The organism is Herbaspirillum sp. NPDC087042 (assembly GCF_044745245.1).
Classification (GTDB): Bacteria; Pseudomonadota; Gammaproteobacteria; order Burkholderiales; family Burkholderiaceae_D; genus Herbaspirillum.
The window spans coordinates 244552-262995 of the sequence record NZ_JBIUZW010000007.1; the positions used below are offsets into that span (position 1 = coordinate 244552).

Genomic DNA, 18444 nt, shown 5'->3' on the forward strand with positions numbered 1-18444 from the left:
TCACCACATCGGAGACTTTTTCATGCAAAACGCCATTCCAAAACAGAGTGCGACCCAGACGGCCGCCGTCGATGAAGATACCTGGCCGCTGTATTCGCGCATCGCCTGGCGCCTCATTCCCATCATCTTCGTGGTCCAGATCTTCGGTTACCTGGATCGTGCCAATGTCGGCTTCGCCAAGCTGCAGATGCAGCACGACCTGTCGCTGAGCAATGCCGCCTATGGCCTGGGGGCTGGCATTTTCTTCGTGGGCTATTTCCTCTTCGAAATTCCCAGCAACCTGCTGTTGCAGCGCATGGGGGCCAAGCTGCTGTTTGCCCGCATCCTGCTGGTGTGGGGGCTGGCCACGGTGCTCATGGCCTTCGTCAAGGACGAGACCCAGTTCTACATCCTGCGCTTCGTCATCGGCGTGGCCGAGGCCGGTTTTGCGCCGGGTACCCAGTTGTACCTGTCGCAGTGGTTCCCGGCGAAATACCGTGGCCGCATCAATAGCGCCTTCCTGATCTCGCTGCCGGTCGGGCTGGCCCTGGGTGGTCCCATCGCCGGCCTGGTCATGGGCAATCTGCACAATGTCGCCGGCCATGCGGGCTGGCAATGGCTCTTCATCATCGAAGGGGCGATCAGCGTGGCCCTGGTGCCGTGGCTGCTGATGTCGCTGCCCAACAAGCTGGCCGATGCCAGCTGGCTGGCGACTGACGAGAAGCGCATCGTCGCCGATGACGTCGCGCAACTGGCGCGCCAGGCCGACACGCACGACTGGCGGGCGACCTTCTCACCGATCATCGTGCTGTTGACGCTGGTGTATTTCCTGACGCTGGCCGGCAACTACGGGGTGGGCTTCTGGCTGCCGCAGATCATCCGCAATTCGGGTATCGAGAGTACGGTCAGTATCGGCTTCCTGTCCTCGATTCCCTACCTCTTCACGATCATTGCCATGCCCTATATCGGCAAGATGTCGGACCGGGCGCGTGACCGTTCGCACTATCTGGTGCTGTGCGCCTTGCTGTCCTGCGTCGGCCTGGTCATCACGGCACTCTGGCTCAAGCAGACCGCCATCGGCCTGTTCGGCATGACGCTGGTGGCAACGGGCGTGCTCAGTTCGATTCCGGTGTTCTGGGCGCTGGTGGCGCGCCGCCTGTCGGGTTCGGCGGCCATCGTCGGCTTTGCGTTCATCAACTCGATCGGCAACCTGGCCGGCTTCGCCAGTCCCTATGGCATCGGCCTCATCACCGACAAGACAGGTACCCAGGTGGCTGGCCTGTACGCGCTGGCGGCGATGTCCTTCTTCGCGGCCTGCCTGTTGCTGTTCTTCGTGCGCGAACGCAAACAATGACAGGAGAGAACGACATGATTGCCATCACTGGTGCAACCGGACAACTGGGCCGGGAAGTGCTGACCCACCTGGCGCGCCTGAAACCGGCGCAGACCCGCATCATCGCCTGCACTCGCCATCCTGCCAGCGCGCAGTTTTCGCCGGGACTGGTGGATGTGGTGCGGCGCGCCGACTTTGCCGATGCCGCCTCGCTGGCGGCGGCGTTTGCCGGCATCGACACTCTGCTGATGATCTCGGTCGAGGGCGAGGACAACGAGCGCATCCGCCTGCACCAGCAGGCCGTGGAAGCGGCACGCTCGGCCGGCGTCGGGCGCATTGTCTATACCAGCTTCTTCGATGTGGATCCGGTCTCGCCCAGCGAGGTGGCGCGCGTGCATCGCACTACCGAGCAGTGCATCGCCGCCTCAGGCGTGGCCTGGACGATGCTGCGCAACGGACCCTATATCGACAACATCGCCCTGCGCATTGCCGAGGCCTCGCAGGGGGATGGCATCTTCCGCATGGCTTCCGGCCAGGCACGCCTGCCTTTCATCGCCCGCAGCGACCTGGCCGAGGCGGCGGCCCATGCACTGGTCGATGCCGCGCCCGGCAATCGTTTCTATCGGCTCAGTGGTGTGGAATTGCTGGACTATGCACAATTGACTGCGCTGATCGGGCAGGTGATCGGCCAGCCCTTGTCCTACCAGGCTATCGAGGATGCGGAGTTTGCCGTGCAGCTGGAGCAGGAAGGATTGTCGCAGTCGCTGGTGCAGCGGCGCCTGGCGTATTCGCGTGCCATGCGCGGCGGCTTCATGACCGCGCTGACCGACGACTTCCAGCGCCTGGTGGGACGGTCACCGCAGGCCATGGCAGACGTGCTGCGGCAGATGCGTCTGCTGTCCTGAGCTTGCCCGTCGAGGTCTTGAGGGGGAGGGGAGGCAAAGCGGCCGCATCAGTGCGGCCGCTTGGTTTTTGTGCGGGAGGATTACTTGACTTCGACCAGGGTGCCGCGACGACGCGAGGACTTGCCATCCGGCAGGAAGATGTTGGTGTAGGCCACGCCATTGCGGAAGTCATCGACGTGCACCACATACTGGCCCGGACGGCGCGACCAGTAGATCATGTAGACGTCATTGCCGATGGGCGTGACATTGATGTCGACGGTGGCGCTGTTCTTGCCATCCGGGGAGGTGAAGACCATCTGGCGCGCGGACTTGAAGTCCAGGCGGAATTGCTGGTCGCCGAAGTCGACGTTGTAGGACTTGCCCGTGGGCGAGAACTCGGCATCGGCGGCCTGGGGGACGGCATGTGGATCGGTGGCCTGGGCATGCACAGTAAGCGAGGCGAGGCTCAGGGCGCTGGCGGCAATCAGCAGAATTTTCTTCATCAAGATCATGGGGGTATCTAAAGGCTATCGAAAGGAATATAAGAGAAAGCAAATTGGATTTATACGCGGCCGGCGCGGTTGGCGAAAGAAGGCACCTTCAGGAAACCAGGTATCGTCGGGGATACCACCCTCATCATGAGCACACCACTTTACGAGTACGACATCTATGACAGCCGCTGCCCCACGCGGGATCTGCTGGCGCGCCTGGCCGACAAATGGGTGCTGCTGGTGCTGGACAGGCTGGACAACGGGCCGACCAGGTTCAATACCTTGCGGCGGGACATCATGGGCATCACCCAGAAGATGCTGACGCAGACCCTGAGGAAGCTGGAGCGCGATGGCCTGGTGGAGCGTACGGTATTCGAGGGCAAGCCGGTGACGGTGGAGTACAAGCTTACACCGCTAGCCACCACCCTGATCGAGACGGTGACCGTGCTGGCGCATTGGGCGGAGTCGAATATGGATGCGGTGGCGGCGGCGCAGGAGGCGTTTGATCGGGGGGGGAGGGGGGCTTAGTGGGGGTGGAGCCTGGGTGTCACAAAAAACGAAATGGCCCCATCGGGGCCAATCTTCTTGTTTGGTTGATGTGGCGGGAATCTCCCGGGATTGCGCTTGCAAGCGCAATCCGCTCGCCGGGCGCGACGCATGCGTCGCGAAACCCCCGGCTCGCCCCGCGTCCGTACCGGACGCGGGATCGATTTCGAGGCGTCAAAAAACAAAAGGAAATGGCCCCGAGTGGGGCCATTTCCTTTTGTTTGGTGGAAGCGGCGGGAATCGAACCCGCGTCCGCAAGCACTCTACAGACAGTTCTACATACTTAGTGCTGTCATTTGATTTAACCCGGCCGACGCGGACGCACACGCTGCGGATAGGCTAGTCACCTTTGATTTAACCTCGGTCCAAGTGACCCGTTCCAAGGCGATTCTCTGTAAATGACTCCACCGCTGTTGCCAGCCCACCCCAGAGACGAGATGGTGTGGAGCTAACCGCGATTAAGCGGCCAGTGCGTACGAGTTATCGTTAGCAGTTATTTACGTTCTGACTGTATTTACGAGGTGATCAGTCCTCGGTATGCCCTGCTCTGCTTCGCAACCCACGTCGAAACCAAGTCGCCCCCAGAAAAGAGTGGTCCAGTATAACACCAAAGCGGCTATGCGTTGCGTTTGCTCGCCAGCCCCCCGGTCTGTACGCCCTCAAGGCGTCTGCATGTCCATCACTGCGTCGCGCTTGTCCAGCAAGTGCTGGCGCAGGACGGCGGCCAGGGCCTTGCCGTCGCGTGCTTCCAGCGCCTTGACCATCTCGTCGTGGTCGTGCGCGGCGCTGTCCCATTTCTCGGGCTTGAAGTTGGACTTGAAGCGCAGGGCTTGCAGGCGCCGGTTCATGCTCAGGTAGGTCTCGTGCAGTACCGAGTTGCGCGCGGCCAGGTTGATCCGGTCGTGGATCTCCTGGTTGCGGCTGTAGTAGCCGGGCAGGTCGCCTTGTGCCTTGCAGGCCAGCATGGCGTAGTGCAGCGCCTTGATCTCGGCGACCTCGACCGCCGTGACGCGCTGGCAGGCCAGCTCGCCAGCCAGGGCTTCCAGCCCGCTCATGAACTCGAAAGTCTCGCGGATCTCGGTCTCGCTCATCTTGTACACCGAGGCGCCGCGATTGGGCGAGATCTCGATCAGGCCTTCCACCGCCAGTACCTTCAGCGCCTCCCGTAGCGGGGTGCGCGAAATCCCCATGGTTTCGCAGAGTTCGCGTTCGTTCAGTTTGGTCCCGGGGGGCAATACCGCTTCAACAATCAGGTTGCGCAGGTGCTCGACCACCGTGTCATGCAGTCGCTGGCGCTCCAGCCGGGGTACCGCCGGGGTCGGCATGGCTGGGGTGGTATGGTGTTCAGTTGCTGAATTTTGCATTCAAAATCCTTTTTGGACATCTTTCGCCATCATTTTACCACTTCGCGCAGCATGGATAAGCAAGTCCTTTGCTCTCTGAGGATGCAAGTTTTTAACGCGATATTTAATGATATTTGCCGTATTTAGCGGGTTTATTACGTATTCCATACGGGCAGTACCGGCTGTGGAAAACAAATAGTCCTTTACGCAGCCTGCCTCCGACTGATAAATTAATTTTGCATTCAAAATACAAAACCTTAATTCAGCCTTTCATGGAGGAGTCAATGCTTACACTGGATTTTCACCCTGCCGGTCGTCATTTCCTGCAAATCCCGGGCCCCAGCCCGGTTCCCGACCGCATCCTGCGGGCGATGAGTTATCCCACCATCGACCATCGCGGCCCTGAATTCGGGGCTCTGGGCTTGCAGGTGCTGGCCGGGATCAAGAAGATTTTCAAGACCGAGCAGCCGGTCATCATCTATCCCGCCTCCGGCACCGGTGCCTGGGAGGCGGCGCTGACCAATACCCTGAGCCCGGGGGATACGGTCCTGATGTACGAGACCGGTCACTTCGCCACCCTGTGGAAAAAGATGGCCGAGGCGCTGGGCTTGAAGCCCGAGTTCCTTGGCCTGCCCGGTATCGAGGGCTGGCGTCGTGGCGTGCAGGCCGATCTGATCGAGGCGCGCTTGCGCCGGGACACTGGCCACCAGATCAAGGCGGTCTGTGTTGTCCACAACGAGACCTCCACCGGGGTGACCTCCAATATCGCCGCCGTGCGCCGCGCCATCGATGCGGCCGGCCATCCGGCGCTACTGCTGGTCGATACCATTTCCGGCCTGGCCTCGGCGGACTACCGGCATGACGAGTGGGGCGTGGATGTCACCGTCTCGGGTTCGCAGAAGGGCCTGATGCTGCCGCCGGGCATCAGCTTCAATGCCGTCTCGAAGAAGGCGGTCGAGGCCAGCAAGAGTGCGCGCCTGCCCAAGGCCTTCTGGGGCTGGACCGAGATCATCGAGATGAACGCCACCGGCTACTGGCCCTACACGCCCAATACCAACCTGCTCTATGGCTTGCATGAAGCGCTGGAGATGATCCTGGGCGAAGGCCTGGAGAACACCTTCGCGCGTCACGAGCGCCTGGCGCAGGCCTGCCGCACGGCCGTCAAGGCCTGGGGCCTGGAGATCCAGTGCGCCGATCCGGCCGTCTATTCGCCGGTGCTGACCGGGGTCATGACGCCGGAGAGCTTCGATGCCGATGCCATCCGCAAGACCATCTACGAGAACTTCGACATGTCGCTGGGGACCGGCCTGGGCAAGATGAAAGGGAAGATGTTCCGCATCGGCCACCTGGGCGAGGCCAACGACCTGAGCCTGATGGCGACCCTGAGCGGTTGCGAGATGGGCTTGCAACTGGCCGGCGTGAAGCTGGCTGGCAGCGGTGTGCAGGCCGCCATGGAGGTGCTGGTCAGCCAGAAGAAGAAACCCAGCCTGAAGGTGGCGTAAGCGCCATCGGCGGCCAAGCAGATGCAGTGACAACGGAGGAAATCGGCGCCGGCCCGGGGCATGCCCCCGGGCCGGCAACCACACCATGATTCAGGCCGGCCATCGTCCCGGAGAGGACAGCCGCCAGGCTCCCTGGCGGACCGGCTCATACAGGAGACAACAATGAAGTTTCTGCGCATGCGGGCGACCACGGTCGTTCTGTTGATGCTATGCCTGATGTATTTCATCACCTATCTGGATCGCGTCAACGTCAGTACCGCGGCCTCCGGCTTCGGCAAGGAATTCAATCTCAACAAGACCGAGATCGGCCTGGTCTTTTCGGCGTTTGCCTATCCCTACCTGGTGTTCCAGATCATCGGCGGCTGGGTGAGCGACAAGTTCGGTGCGCGCCGCACGCTGATCTGGTGTGGCGTCCTGTGGGCGGTGGCGACCATCCTGACCGGCTTTGCGGGTGGCCTGGTGTCGCTGCTGCTGGCCCGGCTGCTGCTGGGGCTGGGGGAGGGCGCTACCTTCCCGGCGGCGACCACGGCCATGTCGCGCTGGGTCTCCAAGGACAGTCGCGGGTTTGCCCAGGGCATCACCCATGCCTTCTCGCGGGTGGGCAATGCAGTCGCGCCGGCTGCCGTGGTGTACATCATGGCCGCGCATGGCTGGCGCGAATCCTTCTACATCTTCGGGGCAATGAGCCTGGTCTGGGTGGTGTTGTGGGCGCTGGTGTTTACGGAAGATCCGGCACGCCATCCGCGGATTACGCCGACCGAACTGGAGGCCTTGCCGCCGGCCAGGAAGAAGAATGCCAGCGTCCCCTGGGGCCCGCTGTTTCGTCGGATGCTGCCGGTGACCGTGGTGTACTTCTGCTACGGCTGGACGCTCTGGCTGTTCCTGTCCTGGATCCCGCAGTATTTTTTGCACAGCTATGACCTCGATATCAAGAAGTCGGCCCTGTTTGCCTCCAGCGTGTTCTTTGCCGGGGTGCTGGGCGACACGCTCGGTGGCATCGTCAGCGACCGCATCCTGAAGAACTCCGGCAATCTCAAGAAGGCGCGCAGCTACATGGTGTCGGTGTGCATGCTGTTGACGCTGCTCTCGCTGCTGCCCCTGATGTTCACCCACGACCTCACGGTATCGGTGATCTGCCTGGGCGCCGGATTCTTCTTCGCGGAAATGACCATCGGTCCGATGTGGGCCATCCCGATGGATATCGCACCGGAATTCTCGGGCACCGCCAGCGGCATGATGAATAGCGGTTCGGCGCTGGCCGCGATCATCTCGCCGGTGCTCTCGGGCTATCTGATCGACCGTACCGGGAACTGGGAGTTGCCCTTCATGGGCAGCATGATCCTGATGGGTCTGGGGGTGTTCCTGGCCTTCCGCATGCAGCCCGACAGCAAGTTCCAGCAGGCCCGCACGCCGGCCGAGGATGCCGCGGTCAAGGCGCGCGCCTGAGCTTCACTATCCGAAGAACCCTCCACCGAACCACGAGAACCCGATCATGACGACCCTGTTGACCGCCCCCGAAGAACTGGGGGCACTGCTTGGCCAGGCCCATGCCAGGAAGAACCTGCAAGCGATTGTGCCGCTGGCCCTGGAGCCGGCCAGCCAGGAAGAAGCCTACCTGGCCCAGCGCGCTTTCCTGGCGCACAGCCGCGCCCGCATCGGCGGCTGGAAGGTGGGCGCCAAATCGCCCGACGGCCCCATCCAGGGGGCGCCGCTGCCCCTGGCCGGACTGCATCCCACCACCACCCTGTTGCGCCGGGAGCAGTTCGGCATCCTCGGCGTGGAGCTGGAGATCATGTTCCGCTTCGGGCGTGATTTCCTGCCCGGGGAGGCGCTACCTTCCGAGCGGGAGGTCTTGAAGAGCATCGCCGGCGTGGCGACCTCCATCGAGATCGTCTCCAGCCGCCTGGCCGGCTGGCCCGAGGTGCCCAAGCTGAACCAGCTGGCCGACCTGCAGAACCACGGCGCGCTGATCACCAGCGACTTCGTGGATTACGACGAAGGCTTCGACTTCCGTCGTCCGCATACCCACCTGACCTTCAAGGGCGATGACATCTTCAAGGGGCCGGGCGTGAATCCGGCGGGCGATCCGCGTCGCCTGCTGCATTGGGTGGTGCGGCATTGTCACGAGCAGGGCATCGCCTTGCCGCGTGGCACGGTGATCACTACCGGTTCCTACACCGGCATGTACTTCCCCCAGGAGAAGGGCATGTTCATCGGCCAGATCGCGGACTTGCCGCCCATCGAACTCGAGATCATCTGACGATCCCCGGATCCAACCTCAAGCACAGGAAGCTCCATGCAGATCAAGCCCATCCATCTGCTGCCACCGGGGACGCGCCAGCTCCCCGGCGCCACGCCCTTCGAAAACCAGCTGCGCCGCGAACTGCGCGGCGAGGTCCTGTTCGGTCGCGCCGACCGGGGCCGCTATGCCACCGATGCCTCGATCTACCAGATCATGCCGCTGGGTGTGGTGGTGCCGCGCGACCAGGATGACCTGGCGCTGGCACTGGCCATTGCGCGCCATCATGACATGCCGGTGCTGGCGCGCGGCGCCGGGACCAGCCAGTGCGGCCAGACCGTGGGCGAGGCATTGGTCATCGATAACAGCAAGTATCTCAACCAGGTCATCGAGTTCGACGCGCAGGCGCGCAGCATCGTGGTCGAGCCGGGCATGGTGCTGGATCACCTCAATGCCTGGCTCAAGCCGCATGGCCTGTGGTTCCCGGTGGATGTGTCGACCGCGGCCCAATGCACCATCGGCGGCATGACCGGTAACAACTCCTGCGGCTCGCGCTCCATCGAGTACGGCAACATGGTGCACAACGTGCTGGGCATCGATGCCGTGCTGGCCGATGGCAGCAGCGGCTATTTCACGCGATTGCCGGAGATGTCCGGGCAGGGCCGCATCGGCGAGATCGTCGAGGGTGTACGACGCATCGCCAGCCGCGAACGCGCCGAGATCGTCGAGCGTGTTCCCAAGGTGTTGCGGCGTGTGGCTGGCTACAACATCGATCTCTTCGATTGCCAGAACCCGCGCGCCTATACCGATGACGGCGTGGCCAACCTGGCGCACCTGCTGGTCGGCTCCGAGGGGACGCTGGCCTACAGCCGCCGCATCCGCCTGGCGCTGCAGCCGCTGCCGGCCCACAAGACGCTGGGCGTGGTCAATTTCCCCAGCTTCTACGATGCCATGGACATGACCCAGCACATCGTCAAGCTGGGACCGACGGCGGTGGAACTGGTCGATAGCACCATGATCGGGCTGTCCATGGGCAATCCAGCCTTCCGTCCGGTGATCGCCAAGGCGCTGGTGGGACAGCCTGCGGCGATCCTGCTGGTGGAGTTCTCCGGTGAGAGTCGTGATGAGCAGATCTCCAGGCTCAGGCAACTGGTCGAGCTGATGGCCGACCTGGGCTTGCCCGGTTCGGTGGTGGAGATGCCCGGGGCGGCCGAGCAGAAGGCGCTCTGGGATGTGCGCAAGGCCGGCCTGAACATCATGATGAGCATGAAGGGCGATGGCAAGCCGGTCTCCTTCATCGAGGATTGCGCGGTGCCACTGGAGCACCTGGCCGAGTACACCAGCCAGTTGACCGAGGTTTTCCACAAGTACGGTACCGAAGGCACCTGGTATGCGCACGCCAGCGTGGGTACGCTGCATGTGCGGCCCATCCTGGACATGCGCCGGGGCGGCGCGGCCGACATGCGCGAGATCGCCGATGCCGCCGCCGCGCTGGTGCGCAAGTACAAGGGCGCCTATTCGGGCGAGCACGGCGATGGCCTGTGCCGGGGCGAATGGGTGGCCTGGCAGTATGGTCCCAGGATCAATGCGGCCTTCGGTGAGATCAAGCAATTGTTCGATCCCGATAATCGCTTCAATCCGGACAAGATCGTGCGTCCCCCGAAGATGGATGACGAGCGTAACTTCCGCTTTCCCGCCACCTATCGCGAGCAGCCCTACACGCCGCGGCTGGACTGGAGTGCCTGGAACGTGGTGCGCGATCCGCTGACCGGCGAGGAAGGGCCGCCCGGCAGCGGTGGCGACCAGACCGGCGGCCTGGCCAAGCTGGTCGAGATGTGCAACAACAACGGTCATTGCCGCAAGTTCGACGCCGGCACCATGTGCCCCAGCTATCGCATCACCCGGGATGAGAAGCACGTCACCCGGGGGCGCGCCAATACGCTGCGCCTGGCGATCTCGGGCCAGCTGGGCAGTGCCGGGCTGGCCAGTCCCGAGGTGAAGGAGGTGCTGGACCTGTGCGTGTCCTGCAAGGGCTGCAAGCGCGATTGCCCCACCGGGGTGGACATGGCCAAGGTCAAGATCGAGGCGCGCGCGGCCTGGACCGCACAACACGGCGTGGGCCTGCGCGAGCGCCTCATCGCCGGCTTGCCGGCCTATGCGCCGCTGGCCGGTCGTGTGGGTGGCCTGCTGGCACTGGCCGAACGCATTCCCTTGTTGTCGGGATGGGCCAAGGGCCGGCTGGGGCTGGCGCCGCAGCGCTCGCTGCCACGCCTGCTTCCCTCCTTCCTGGCGGGTGTGCGCCGGCATGAGGGCAGGGCCGACAACGACCAGGACACAAGGGAAGTGCTGCTCTTCGTCGATACCTTCAACAACCACATGGAGCCGGACAATGCGCGCGCCGCCCAGCGGGTGCTGGAGGCGGCTGGTTACCGGGTGCATTTCAATACGCGTGCGGGAGAGCGTCCGCTGTGCTGTGGCCGCACCTACCTGGCCGCCGGCATGGTGGAAGAGGCCAAGGCCGAGGCGCGACGCACTCTCGATACGCTGCTGCCCTTCGTGGCGCGCGGTGTGCCCATCGTCGGCCTGGAGCCTTCCTGCCTGCTGTCGCTGCGTGATGAGTTCCTGGACTACGGCTATGGCGAGGAGGCCAGGCAACTGGCTGCCGCGTCCTTCCTGTTCGAAGAGTTCCTGCATGCCGAGCAGCAGGCCGGGCGGTTCAAGCTCGATCTGAAACCGCTGCCGTCGGGCAAGCTGCTGGTCCATGGGCATTGCCACCAGAAGGCCTTCGATGCCTTCAAGCCGGTGCCGGCGGTGCTGAAGTGGATCCCGGGAGCCGAGGTCGAGGTGGTGGAGTCTTCATGCTGCGGCATGGCAGGCAGTTTCGGCTACGAGGCCGAGCACTTCGAGGCCTCGATGGCGATGGCCGAACTGTCGCTCTTGCCAGCGGTGCGCAAGGCCGGCGAGGATGCCGTGGTGGTGGCCGACGGCACCAGCTGCCGGCACCAGATCCACGACGGCGCCCAGCGCACGGCCATGCATGTGGCCCGTGTGCTGGCGGCGGCACTCGACGGCACCGCAGTGCGCTAGCCGGTCTCCGCTTACTGGATGGTCAGGTCCACCCGCGCCTTGGGCTCCTTGGCATCGATACCGGTGCCGTCGAGCTTGGGCGCGATCAGGAAGATGCGGGCCGGTTCGATGATGCTTTGTTCCTGCAGGTAGTTGCGCACCTGGTCGGCCCGGCGCTGGGCCAGGTTACGCAGGTCGTCCTGGGTCACCTGGGTGTGTTCGATGATGAGCTTCTCCATGTCGGCCGCCGGGATGGACTTGGTCAGGCCGATGGCGTTGCGCGGCTTGTCGAACTTGCTGTCCTTGTAGACCCGCTCCAGGTACTTGGCGCGTTCGGCATCGTTCAGGCGGATGGGGCCGGAGGGTTGGCCTTCCCTGGCGATCAGGTCGGCGCGCTTGAGGGCGCGCATCTGGCGCTCCAGGGCTTCCTGGCGCAGGCCCTGGTCATCCACCTGGGGATCGACGCGGCCGGTGATGTCGAGCTTGATGCCCGGGCGCTCGTGCAGCACATAGCCCAGCGCATCGAGTTTCTTGCGCACCGCGTCGTCGACCTCGGCCGAGCCGGGCGCGAATTCGATGTAGCGCAATTCGCCGATATTTTCGTCACTGCGGAACATCGAGCCGATCAGCGCAAAGGGCGAGGTCACCGCTTTCACGATCAGGTTCACAAAAACCCGCACGATGATGCCGCCCACCGAGAACTGCGGGTCTGACAGCGAGCCGGAAATCGGCAGGTTCAGGTTGATGTTGCCGTTCCTGTCCTTGAGCAGCGAGACCGCCAGCATCACCGGCAGGTTGGTGGCGCTGGGGCTGTCGACGCGTTCGCCGAAGGTCAGCTGTTCGATGCGCAGGTCGTTCTGGGCCACCAGCTTGTCGTTCTCGATCTTGTATTGCACGTCCATGGACAGCTTGCCCTTGGTGATCGGGTAGCCGGCGTACTTGGCCGAATACGGCGTCAGGCGCGGCAGCTGCACGCCGTTGGCGCTGGCCTTCAGGTCCAGGTACATGGGCTTGAAGAGGGGATTGAGGGCACCCGAGATCTGCAGCGGGGCATCGTTGTCGATCTTGCCGCTGATGTTGATCGGGGCCGGCTGCGGCTTCTCCGAGGAGATCTCGCCGATCGAGCCGGACAGGCCGGTCATGTTGGCCGTGTAGTTGGGTTTGACGAAATTGTCGGTGTAGTTGATGTTGCCGCCATTGATGACCACCTTGCCCACGCGCACGATGGGCGCATTGGCCGGCGCGACTGGCGCCGTGACCGGGGCGGTGGAGGTGGTCTTGCGGGAGTCGCCGGTGTTGCCCTTGTCCTCTTTCTTGGTGTCATCCGTGATCGAGCCTTGCGCGCCAGCGTCGGCCACCAGGATGTCTTGCAGGTTCAGGCGCCCCTTGTCGGAGAGGATGGCGCGGGCGTAGAAGTTGTTCAGCGCCACCTTTTCCAGCGACACCTGGGGACGGCCGCCGATCCTGGCCTGGATGCCGGAGATGTCCAGCGTACGCCAGCGCAGGAAATCGGTGGCCGTCACCTTGTCCTGCATGCGCAGGTTGTTGAGGGCGGCATTGCCCTTGTAATCGAGTGCGAACTTCTGCTGCCCCAGCGGTGGTGTCACGGCCAGCTTGCCCTTGGCGCTAAGCAGGCCGCTGCTGATGGTGACATTGAGCACATTGGCGAAGTAGCCCTGGAAGGGGGCGATCGGCAGGTCCCTGGCGTCCAGTTCGAGATCGACGTTCTTCAGATGGGGGGCGACCTGGCCGCTGACATCGAACTTGCCGGTCTTGTCGAAGCGGACTTGCAGGTTCAGGCGTATGGCCTGCTCCAGCGTGTCGGTGACGTTCTGGGCGCGCAGCGAGATCGCTTGCACGCTGATGGGGGCGGCAGCTTTGGCGTCCTTGGGCGTGAGCTGGAGATTGGCCAGTTCCACGGTGCTGTCGTCGATCTTGAGATGACCATCGCTGAACTGCAGCGTGGCGTTGCCGGAGAGCTTGCCGGCCACGTTGTCGACGGGGGCGCTGTGGAGGTAGTTGCGGTAGCCGGCCAGGTCGATGCCGGCCAGCGTCAGCTTGCCGCTCGCGGCAGGCTTGAGGGGCGCGATCTCGCCGTCGAAGCCGAGCTTGCCGTGGCTGTTCTCCAGCATCGACAGCTTCAGCTGGGCGGGCTTGGCATCGGCTGCCGTGGAGAGTTGCGCGGCGCTGATCTCGATCTGCGACAGCTGCACGGTTTGCGCCGGTACGGCATTGGCTTCGTCACGCCAGTTGATCTCGCCGCCGTGCACATTCAATTGCTGCAGCACGATGGTGGCCGGTGTCTGTGCTTGTACAGGGGCTGCTGCTGCCGTAGCGGCGGGAGCCGGGGAGGTGGTCTTTGCCTTGGCGCCGGTAGCAGCCTTGTTGCCAGACAGGGCGCGCAGCCAGTTGATCTCGCCGCGCGCATTCATGGCGGCCCAGACCTGTGGCTGATCCAGCGTGACCTGGCTGATCTCGCCGCTGGCGGCCAGCACATCGAATTGCTGCAGCTGCACCTTGAGCTGCTTGAGCTTGAGCAGGGGCGCCTGGCTCTTGTCCTGCACGGAGAGCTCATCGAGCGTGATATCGCCGCTCAAGGCCACCTTGGGTTTGTCGTCCTTGCGCACGAAACCCAGGTCCAGCCTGGTCGATAGCGTGGCACTGCGCAGCGCCACCGGCAACTCGACCGGCACGAAGGGCAGGTAGCTGACCAGATCCAGCTTGTCGATATCGATGGCGAAGGCCGATTCCTGCGATGCCGCGAAGGGTTTGCTGCGGCCCTTCAGGTGCAGCGGCGTGCCATTGATGACGGCCGACAGTTGCGGCTGTACGAAGCTGTCGATATTGCCGGGCAGGTTGGAGATGAAGGGTAGGCCAAGCTGCAGCGCGGCGATCTCGATGGTCTTGCCGGTGACCTTGTCCTCGAAACGCAGGTCGCCATCCTGCAATTGCACATTGGCCAGCGAGAAGCGCGACTCACCCTCGCTCTTGGGCAGGGCGGCGATGCGTTCCAGGATGTCGGAGAAGTTGTAGTGGCCGATGCCCTGTGCATCGATGCGCACCACGTGCAGTTGCGGCGTGGTCAGCTTGATCTCGTCGACCACCGGCGCCAGGCGCAGCAGTGACATCGAGGAGGCGTTGACCAGCAGCGACTTGGCGCCGAAGAAGGGGGTCTTGCCATCGGCCTCGAAGAGCGTGATATCGGAGGCCGTGAGTGCCAGTCGGAAGGGATTGAAGGCCAGCGCACCGATCTCAAGGCGGCGGCCGATCTTTTCCTGGGTCTGCTCGATGGCGATCTTCCTGACCAGGTAGGGCAGGGCCTGCCAGCTGATGGCGGCCAGCGCCAGCAGGGTCGCCACGGTCCATGCCAGCCATGTCAGGGGGCGGCGCAGGCGCTGCCATCCCGGTTGCTTGATCAGAGCGCTGAGGGCTGTCTTGGTCATGAGGATTTCCCTTGTCGAGGCCGTCCTGCGCCGGCGTCGGTGCAGGACGCGGGCGGGCGGCGCATATTGTGCTTGTTCTGGTGTCGCGTCGGCCCGTGCGCACACGAGCCGGCATGCCTTCACATTCTAATGCGAGGGCATGCTGCTGTACTAGGAGGAGAAAGTGGCGCCCAAGTTTCAGCGCCGTGGAGGATGATGGCGCTCAGGCCAGCAGGTCGAGGATGTGCAGCGGGTGGTGCAGCAGGGCGTCGGCATCCCAGCCGGCCGGCTCGGTATGGCCGCAATAGCCCCAGGCAGCGGCGACGGTGGGCATGCCGGCGGCGCGGCCGGCCTGGATGTCGCGCAGGTCGTCGCCGACATACCAGCAGTCGGGCGCGGCCAGTTGCAGGCGCTGCGCGGCTTCCAGCAGGGGCGCGGGATGCGGCTTGGGATGCGGTGTGGTGTCACCCGAGACGATGCAGCCGGCATGGCCCAGGCCGATCTGCGGCGCCAGGACGTCGGTGAAGCGGGCCGCCTTGTTGGTGACGATGCCCCAGGCGATGCCGCGCGATTGCAGCTGCGCCAGCAACTCGGGAACACCCTCGAAGAGCCGGCTGTGGGCGGTCATGTTGGCCTGGTAGCGATCCAGGAAGCGCACGCGCAGCGCCTCGTATTGCTCGTCACCGGGATGGATGCCCAGTGCCGCGCCGATCAGCCCGCGCGCACCGGCCGAGGCGACCGGACGCAGGATCTCGTAGGGCGCGTCATCCAGCCCGCGCTCCTGGCGCAGGAAATTGGCGGCGGCAGCCAGGTCGGGGGCGGTGTCGGCGAGCGTGCCGTCGAGGTCGAACAGGATCGCGCGCGGTGGGCGTAGTGGCATGGTGGTCGTGTCTGGAGTGGAGGACGTCGCAGCCAGGCGGGCTGCGACGGTGGAGAGGCTGCGGGGCTGCGGTAATCAGGCCAGCTTGCTACAGGCGACCAGGTAGTTGACGCTGGTATCGTCGTTGAGCGAGTAGATCTGGGTCAGCGGGTTGTAGCCCATACCCTTGAAGCCATCGATCTGCAGGTCGGCCTCGCGCGTGTAGCGGGCCAGCTCGGCCGGGGTGATGAACTTGGCGTAGTCGTGCGTGCCCTTGGGCAGCAGGCGCAGCACGTACTCGGCGCCGATGATGGCCATCAGGTAGGACTTGGCGTTGCGGTTCAGGGTCGAGAAGAACAGCTTGCCACCCGGCTTGGCCAGGGTGGCCGCAGCGCGCACGATGGCGGCCGGGTCGGGGACGTGCTCCAGCATTTCCATGCAGGTGACCACGTCATACTGGCCGGCTTCGCGGGCGGCCATGTCTTCGGCGGCGATCTTTTCGTAGCGCACCTGCACGCCCGACTCCATGCTGTGCAGGTCGGCCACCTTCAGGGCCTTGTCGGATAGGTCGATGCCGGTGACGTTGGCGCCCTTGACGGCCATCGATTCAGCCAGGATGCCACCACCGCAACCGATGTCGATGACCTTCTTGCCGGCCAGCGGGGCTCGGGCATTGATCCACTCCAGGCGCAGCGGATTGATTTCATGCAGGGGACGGAATTCGGAACCCGGATCCCACCAGCGGTGGGCCAGTTCACTGAATTTCTGGATCTCTTGGGGATCGGCGTTGATGGTCGCGTTGGTCGTATTCATGGCGCTAATGATAGCTGAAACCGACCGGCACCGTTGGCGGGGGTACATCAAGACAGGCATAAAAAAACCCCGCCGGAGCGGGGTTCATTGAGCCTTGTAGCGTCAATCGATTACTTGCGGGTACCCACAACTTCGATTTCCACACGACGGTTCTTGGCGCGGCCAGCTGCAGTCTTGTTGTCTGCGACCGGTTGCGACTTGCCCTTGCCTTCGGTGTAGACGCGGTTGGCTTCAACGCCCTTGGAGACCAGGTAGGCCTTCACGGATTCAGCGCGGCGAACCGACAGCTTCTGGTTGTAAGCAACCGAACCGATCGAGTCGGTGTGGCCAACGGCGATGATGACTTCCAGGTTGATAGCCTTCAGGTTGCCAACCAGTTCGTCCAGCTTGGCCTTGCCAGCCGGCTTCAGGGTTGCCTTGTCGAAATCGAAGAACGCGTCAGCAGCGTAGGTCACCTTTTCCGAGGTCGGAGCAGCAGCCGGAGCAGCAGCAGGAGCCGGTGCAGCAGCAGCGACCGGAGCCGGTGCCGGCGGTTCTTCGCAAGGACCATTGGTGAAAGCGGTGTTCCAGCACAGACCGAAACCGCTGCGGGTCACGACGTCACGACCATCTTGCAGGTACAGGCTACCCGGACGAACCTTGATGTCCTTGGTTTCCTGAGCGGTGGCAGACAGAGCGATGGCTGCGGACGCAGCAGCGAAGACGAGTTTTGCTAATTTGTTCATGTTTCTCCTCTCGGGTGAGATATCCGCAGATAAACTGCGCTACAAGATTACGACATCAAAAAATGAATAATATCATGTGTTCAGGTCGTCACCGGCCCTTGTTCCATGGGGCTGGTAATGAACTTAGCCGCCATTCTGCCACACGGATTGTCCTTCAGCGATGCTTGCCAATTGGTCCAGACAACGTTTTTGGGACTGTGTTGTTTCTTCGCAACGTGATTTTTCAGGGCCATTTTTGTTCCGTTGGGGCCTGAAATTCTTCGATTTTTTGAAGAAAATCCTTATTTTTCAACCAGTTCTCTCCTTTTTCATCCTGGCAAGTAGTTGCCATTTTCTCTGCGGCATCATGGACACGATGGCATCGGAAATCGCCTGATGGCAATGAAAAGAAAAATGTTTTCTGGAAAACTTTCGCATATTTGCTTTCATGCATTGGCATGCGGCGCCCGCTACATGTCGCCACGGCAATACCGTTAGTCACTCCTAATATATATAGCGAGTCTGCTCGCCGAATTCGCCGCTCTCACAGGCTGGGAGCGGCCCTGCCCGGACCTGTCCGGGCGCTTCACCTGCCGCCGCAGGCCGGCGAGGGGGCGATTGGGGCTCCCGGCATGCTAGAATGGCGTGTTCTGATCATGTCCAAGGGCTAGGCCCGCTCGGTGTGATTTTTTTGTCCGAGAAACATCTTTCGACTCTCCAATGGATCAATTCGCTAAAGAAACCATCCCCATTTCCCTCGAAGAAGAGATGCGCAAGAGTTACCTCGATTACGCCATGAGCGTGATCGTGGGTCGGGCCTTGCCGGATGTGCGCGATGGCTTGAAGCCCGTGCACCGCCGCGTGCTGTATGCGATGCACGAGATGAATAATGTCTGGAACCGTCCGTTCGTGAAGTGCGCGCGCGTGGTCGGCGAAGTCATGGGTAAGTACCACCCGCACGGCGACGCCTCCATCTATGACACCCTGGTGCGCATGGCCCAGGACTTCTCGCTGCGCTACACCCTGGTCGATGGCCAGGGCAACTTCGGTTCCATCGACGGCGACGGCGCCGCGGCGATGCGTTATACCGAGTGCCGCCTGGACAAGATTTCCAATGAGTTGCTGGCCGATATCGAGAAGGAAACCGTCGATTTCGTGCCCAACTACGACGGCAAGGAAAAGGAACCCTCGGTCCTGCCGACTCGTATACCCAACATGCTGGTCAACGTCTCCTCCGGGATCGCCGTGGGCATTGCCAACAAC

At 63.1% G+C, this 18444-nt stretch carries 15 protein-coding genes and 1 other RNA gene; 8 read left to right on the plus strand and 8 right to left on the minus strand.

Annotated elements, in window-relative coordinates:
• Nucleotides 1-22 precede the first annotated feature (22 nt).
• Nucleotides 23-1333: an MFS transporter gene (locus ACIPHN_RS12205; protein WP_400436437.1), complete on the plus strand. Its 1311-nt coding sequence runs from the start codon at nt 23-25 to the stop codon at nt 1331-1333.
• A 14-nt stretch (nt 1334-1347) separates the two neighbouring features.
• Entirely contained in the window at nt 1348-2217 is an 870-nt protein-coding gene (locus ACIPHN_RS12210; RefSeq protein WP_400436439.1) for an NAD(P)H-binding protein, read from the plus strand.
• A gap of 80 nt (nt 2218-2297) precedes the next feature.
• Here ACIPHN_RS12210 and ACIPHN_RS12215 read toward each other — a convergent pair whose 3' ends face one another.
• Nucleotides 2298-2699: a MoaF-related domain-containing protein gene (locus ACIPHN_RS12215; protein WP_400436441.1), complete on the minus strand. Its 402-nt coding sequence runs from the start codon at nt 2697-2699 to the stop codon at nt 2298-2300.
• A gap of 135 nt (nt 2700-2834) precedes the next feature.
• Between ACIPHN_RS12215 and ACIPHN_RS12220 the strand changes: the two genes are divergently transcribed.
• Complete coding sequence (locus tag ACIPHN_RS12220; protein ID WP_400436443.1) at nt 2835-3215, plus strand: winged helix-turn-helix transcriptional regulator; 381 nt, start codon at nt 2835-2837, stop codon at nt 3213-3215.
• A gap of 240 nt (nt 3216-3455) precedes the next feature.
• Here the strand turns inward: ACIPHN_RS12220 and ssrA are convergent.
• Nucleotides 3456-3816, minus strand: a transfer-messenger RNA (tmRNA) gene (gene ssrA / locus ACIPHN_RS12225).
• Nucleotides 3817-3892: 76 nt separating this feature from the next.
• Nucleotides 3893-4597 carry a GntR family transcriptional regulator gene (locus ACIPHN_RS12230; RefSeq protein WP_400436444.1) on the minus strand — a complete coding sequence of 235 codons (705 nt, stop codon included), beginning with the start codon at nt 4595-4597 and terminating at the stop codon, nt 3893-3895.
• A 263-nt stretch (nt 4598-4860) separates the two neighbouring features.
• Here ACIPHN_RS12230 and ACIPHN_RS12235 point away from each other — a divergent pair, with 263 nt between their 5' ends.
• The 4 genes from ACIPHN_RS12235 (at nt 4861) to ACIPHN_RS12250 (ending at nt 11404) form a co-directional block, all read left to right on the plus strand.
• Entirely contained in the window at nt 4861-6078 is a 1218-nt protein-coding gene (locus tag ACIPHN_RS12235) for a pyridoxal-phosphate-dependent aminotransferase family protein (RefSeq protein ID WP_400436446.1), read from the plus strand.
• A gap of 162 nt (nt 6079-6240) precedes the next feature.
• Complete coding sequence (locus tag ACIPHN_RS12240; protein WP_400436448.1) at nt 6241-7524, plus strand: MFS transporter; 1284 nt, start codon at nt 6241-6243, stop codon at nt 7522-7524.
• A gap of 46 nt (nt 7525-7570) precedes the next feature.
• Nucleotides 7571-8338: a fumarylacetoacetate hydrolase family protein gene (locus ACIPHN_RS12245; RefSeq protein WP_400436450.1), complete on the plus strand. Its 768-nt coding sequence runs from the start codon at nt 7571-7573 to the stop codon at nt 8336-8338.
• Between the two features lie 36 nt (nt 8339-8374).
• Nucleotides 8375-11404 carry an FAD-binding and (Fe-S)-binding domain-containing protein gene (locus ACIPHN_RS12250; protein ID WP_400436452.1) on the plus strand — a complete coding sequence of 1010 codons (3030 nt, stop codon included), beginning with the start codon at nt 8375-8377 and terminating at the stop codon, nt 11402-11404.
• An 11-nt stretch (nt 11405-11415) separates the two neighbouring features.
• On the opposite strand, the gene ACIPHN_RS12255 is transcribed toward ACIPHN_RS12250, so the two are convergent.
• The 5 genes from ACIPHN_RS12255 to ACIPHN_RS12275 form a co-directional block, all read right to left on the minus strand.
• The gene (locus ACIPHN_RS12255; RefSeq protein ID WP_400436453.1) at nt 11416-14826 is read right to left on the minus strand and encodes a DUF748 domain-containing protein; all 3411 of its coding nucleotides are present in this window, start codon (nt 14824-14826) and stop codon (nt 11416-11418) included.
• Between the two features lie 202 nt (nt 14827-15028).
• Nucleotides 15029-15685, minus strand: a complete 657-nt coding sequence (locus ACIPHN_RS12260; protein ID WP_400436454.1) for an HAD family hydrolase — start codon at nt 15683-15685, stop codon at nt 15029-15031.
• Between the two features lie 75 nt (nt 15686-15760).
• The gene (gene ubiG, locus ACIPHN_RS12265) at nt 15761-16477 is read right to left on the minus strand and encodes a bifunctional 2-polyprenyl-6-hydroxyphenol methylase/3-demethylubiquinol 3-O-methyltransferase UbiG (RefSeq protein ID WP_400436456.1); all 717 of its coding nucleotides are present in this window, start codon (nt 16475-16477) and stop codon (nt 15761-15763) included.
• A gap of 110 nt (nt 16478-16587) precedes the next feature.
• Nucleotides 16588-17202, minus strand: coding sequence for an outer membrane protein OmpA (ompA, locus tag ACIPHN_RS12270; RefSeq protein ID WP_400436458.1), 615 nt, complete (start codon nt 17200-17202; stop codon nt 16588-16590).
• 223 nt (nt 17203-17425) lie between these two features.
• Nucleotides 17426-17641 (minus strand): hypothetical protein, encoded by a 216-nt coding sequence (locus ACIPHN_RS12275; protein ID WP_400436460.1) that lies wholly within the window; start codon nt 17639-17641, stop codon nt 17426-17428.
• A gap of 260 nt (nt 17642-17901) precedes the next feature.
• On the opposite strand from ACIPHN_RS12275, the gene ACIPHN_RS12280 reads away from it, so the two are divergent.
• A partial coding sequence (locus ACIPHN_RS12280; RefSeq protein ID WP_400436462.1) for a DNA gyrase subunit A occupies nt 17902-18444 on the plus strand: 543 nt, incomplete at its 3' end.

What these genes read in the sequence shown, in the direction of transcription:
- ACIPHN_RS12205 (WP_400436437.1), top strand. Translation starts at nt 23, where the DNA reads ATGCAAAACGCCATTCCAAAACAGAGTGCGACCCAGACGGCCGCCGTC.
- ACIPHN_RS12210 (WP_400436439.1), top strand. Translation starts at nt 1,348, where the DNA reads ATGATTGCCATCACTGGTGCAACCGGACAACTGGGCCGGGAAGTGCTG.
- ACIPHN_RS12215 (WP_400436441.1), bottom strand. Translation starts at nt 2,699, where the DNA reads ATGAAGAAAATTCTGCTGATTGCCGCCAGCGCCCTGAGCCTCGCCTCG.
- ACIPHN_RS12220 (WP_400436443.1), top strand. Translation starts at nt 2,835, where the DNA reads ATGAGCACACCACTTTACGAGTACGACATCTATGACAGCCGCTGCCCC.
- ACIPHN_RS12230 (WP_400436444.1), bottom strand. Translation starts at nt 4,597, where the DNA reads ATGCAAAATTCAGCAACTGAACACCATACCACCCCAGCCATGCCGACC.
- ACIPHN_RS12235 (WP_400436446.1), top strand. Translation starts at nt 4,861, where the DNA reads ATGCTTACACTGGATTTTCACCCTGCCGGTCGTCATTTCCTGCAAATC.
- ACIPHN_RS12240 (WP_400436448.1), top strand. Translation starts at nt 6,241, where the DNA reads ATGAAGTTTCTGCGCATGCGGGCGACCACGGTCGTTCTGTTGATGCTA.
- ACIPHN_RS12245 (WP_400436450.1), top strand. Translation starts at nt 7,571, where the DNA reads ATGACGACCCTGTTGACCGCCCCCGAAGAACTGGGGGCACTGCTTGGC.
- ACIPHN_RS12250 (WP_400436452.1), top strand. Translation starts at nt 8,375, where the DNA reads ATGCAGATCAAGCCCATCCATCTGCTGCCACCGGGGACGCGCCAGCTC.
- ACIPHN_RS12255 (WP_400436453.1), bottom strand. Translation starts at nt 14,826, where the DNA reads ATGACCAAGACAGCCCTCAGCGCTCTGATCAAGCAACCGGGATGGCAG.
- ACIPHN_RS12260 (WP_400436454.1), bottom strand. Translation starts at nt 15,685, where the DNA reads ATGCCACTACGCCCACCGCGCGCGATCCTGTTCGACCTCGACGGCACG.
- ubiG (WP_400436456.1), bottom strand. Translation starts at nt 16,477, where the DNA reads ATGAATACGACCAACGCGACCATCAACGCCGATCCCCAAGAGATCCAG.
- ompA (WP_400436458.1), bottom strand. Translation starts at nt 17,202, where the DNA reads ATGAACAAATTAGCAAAACTCGTCTTCGCTGCTGCGTCCGCAGCCATC.
- ACIPHN_RS12275 (WP_400436460.1), bottom strand. Translation starts at nt 17,641, where the DNA reads ATGCCAATGCATGAAAGCAAATATGCGAAAGTTTTCCAGAAAACATTT.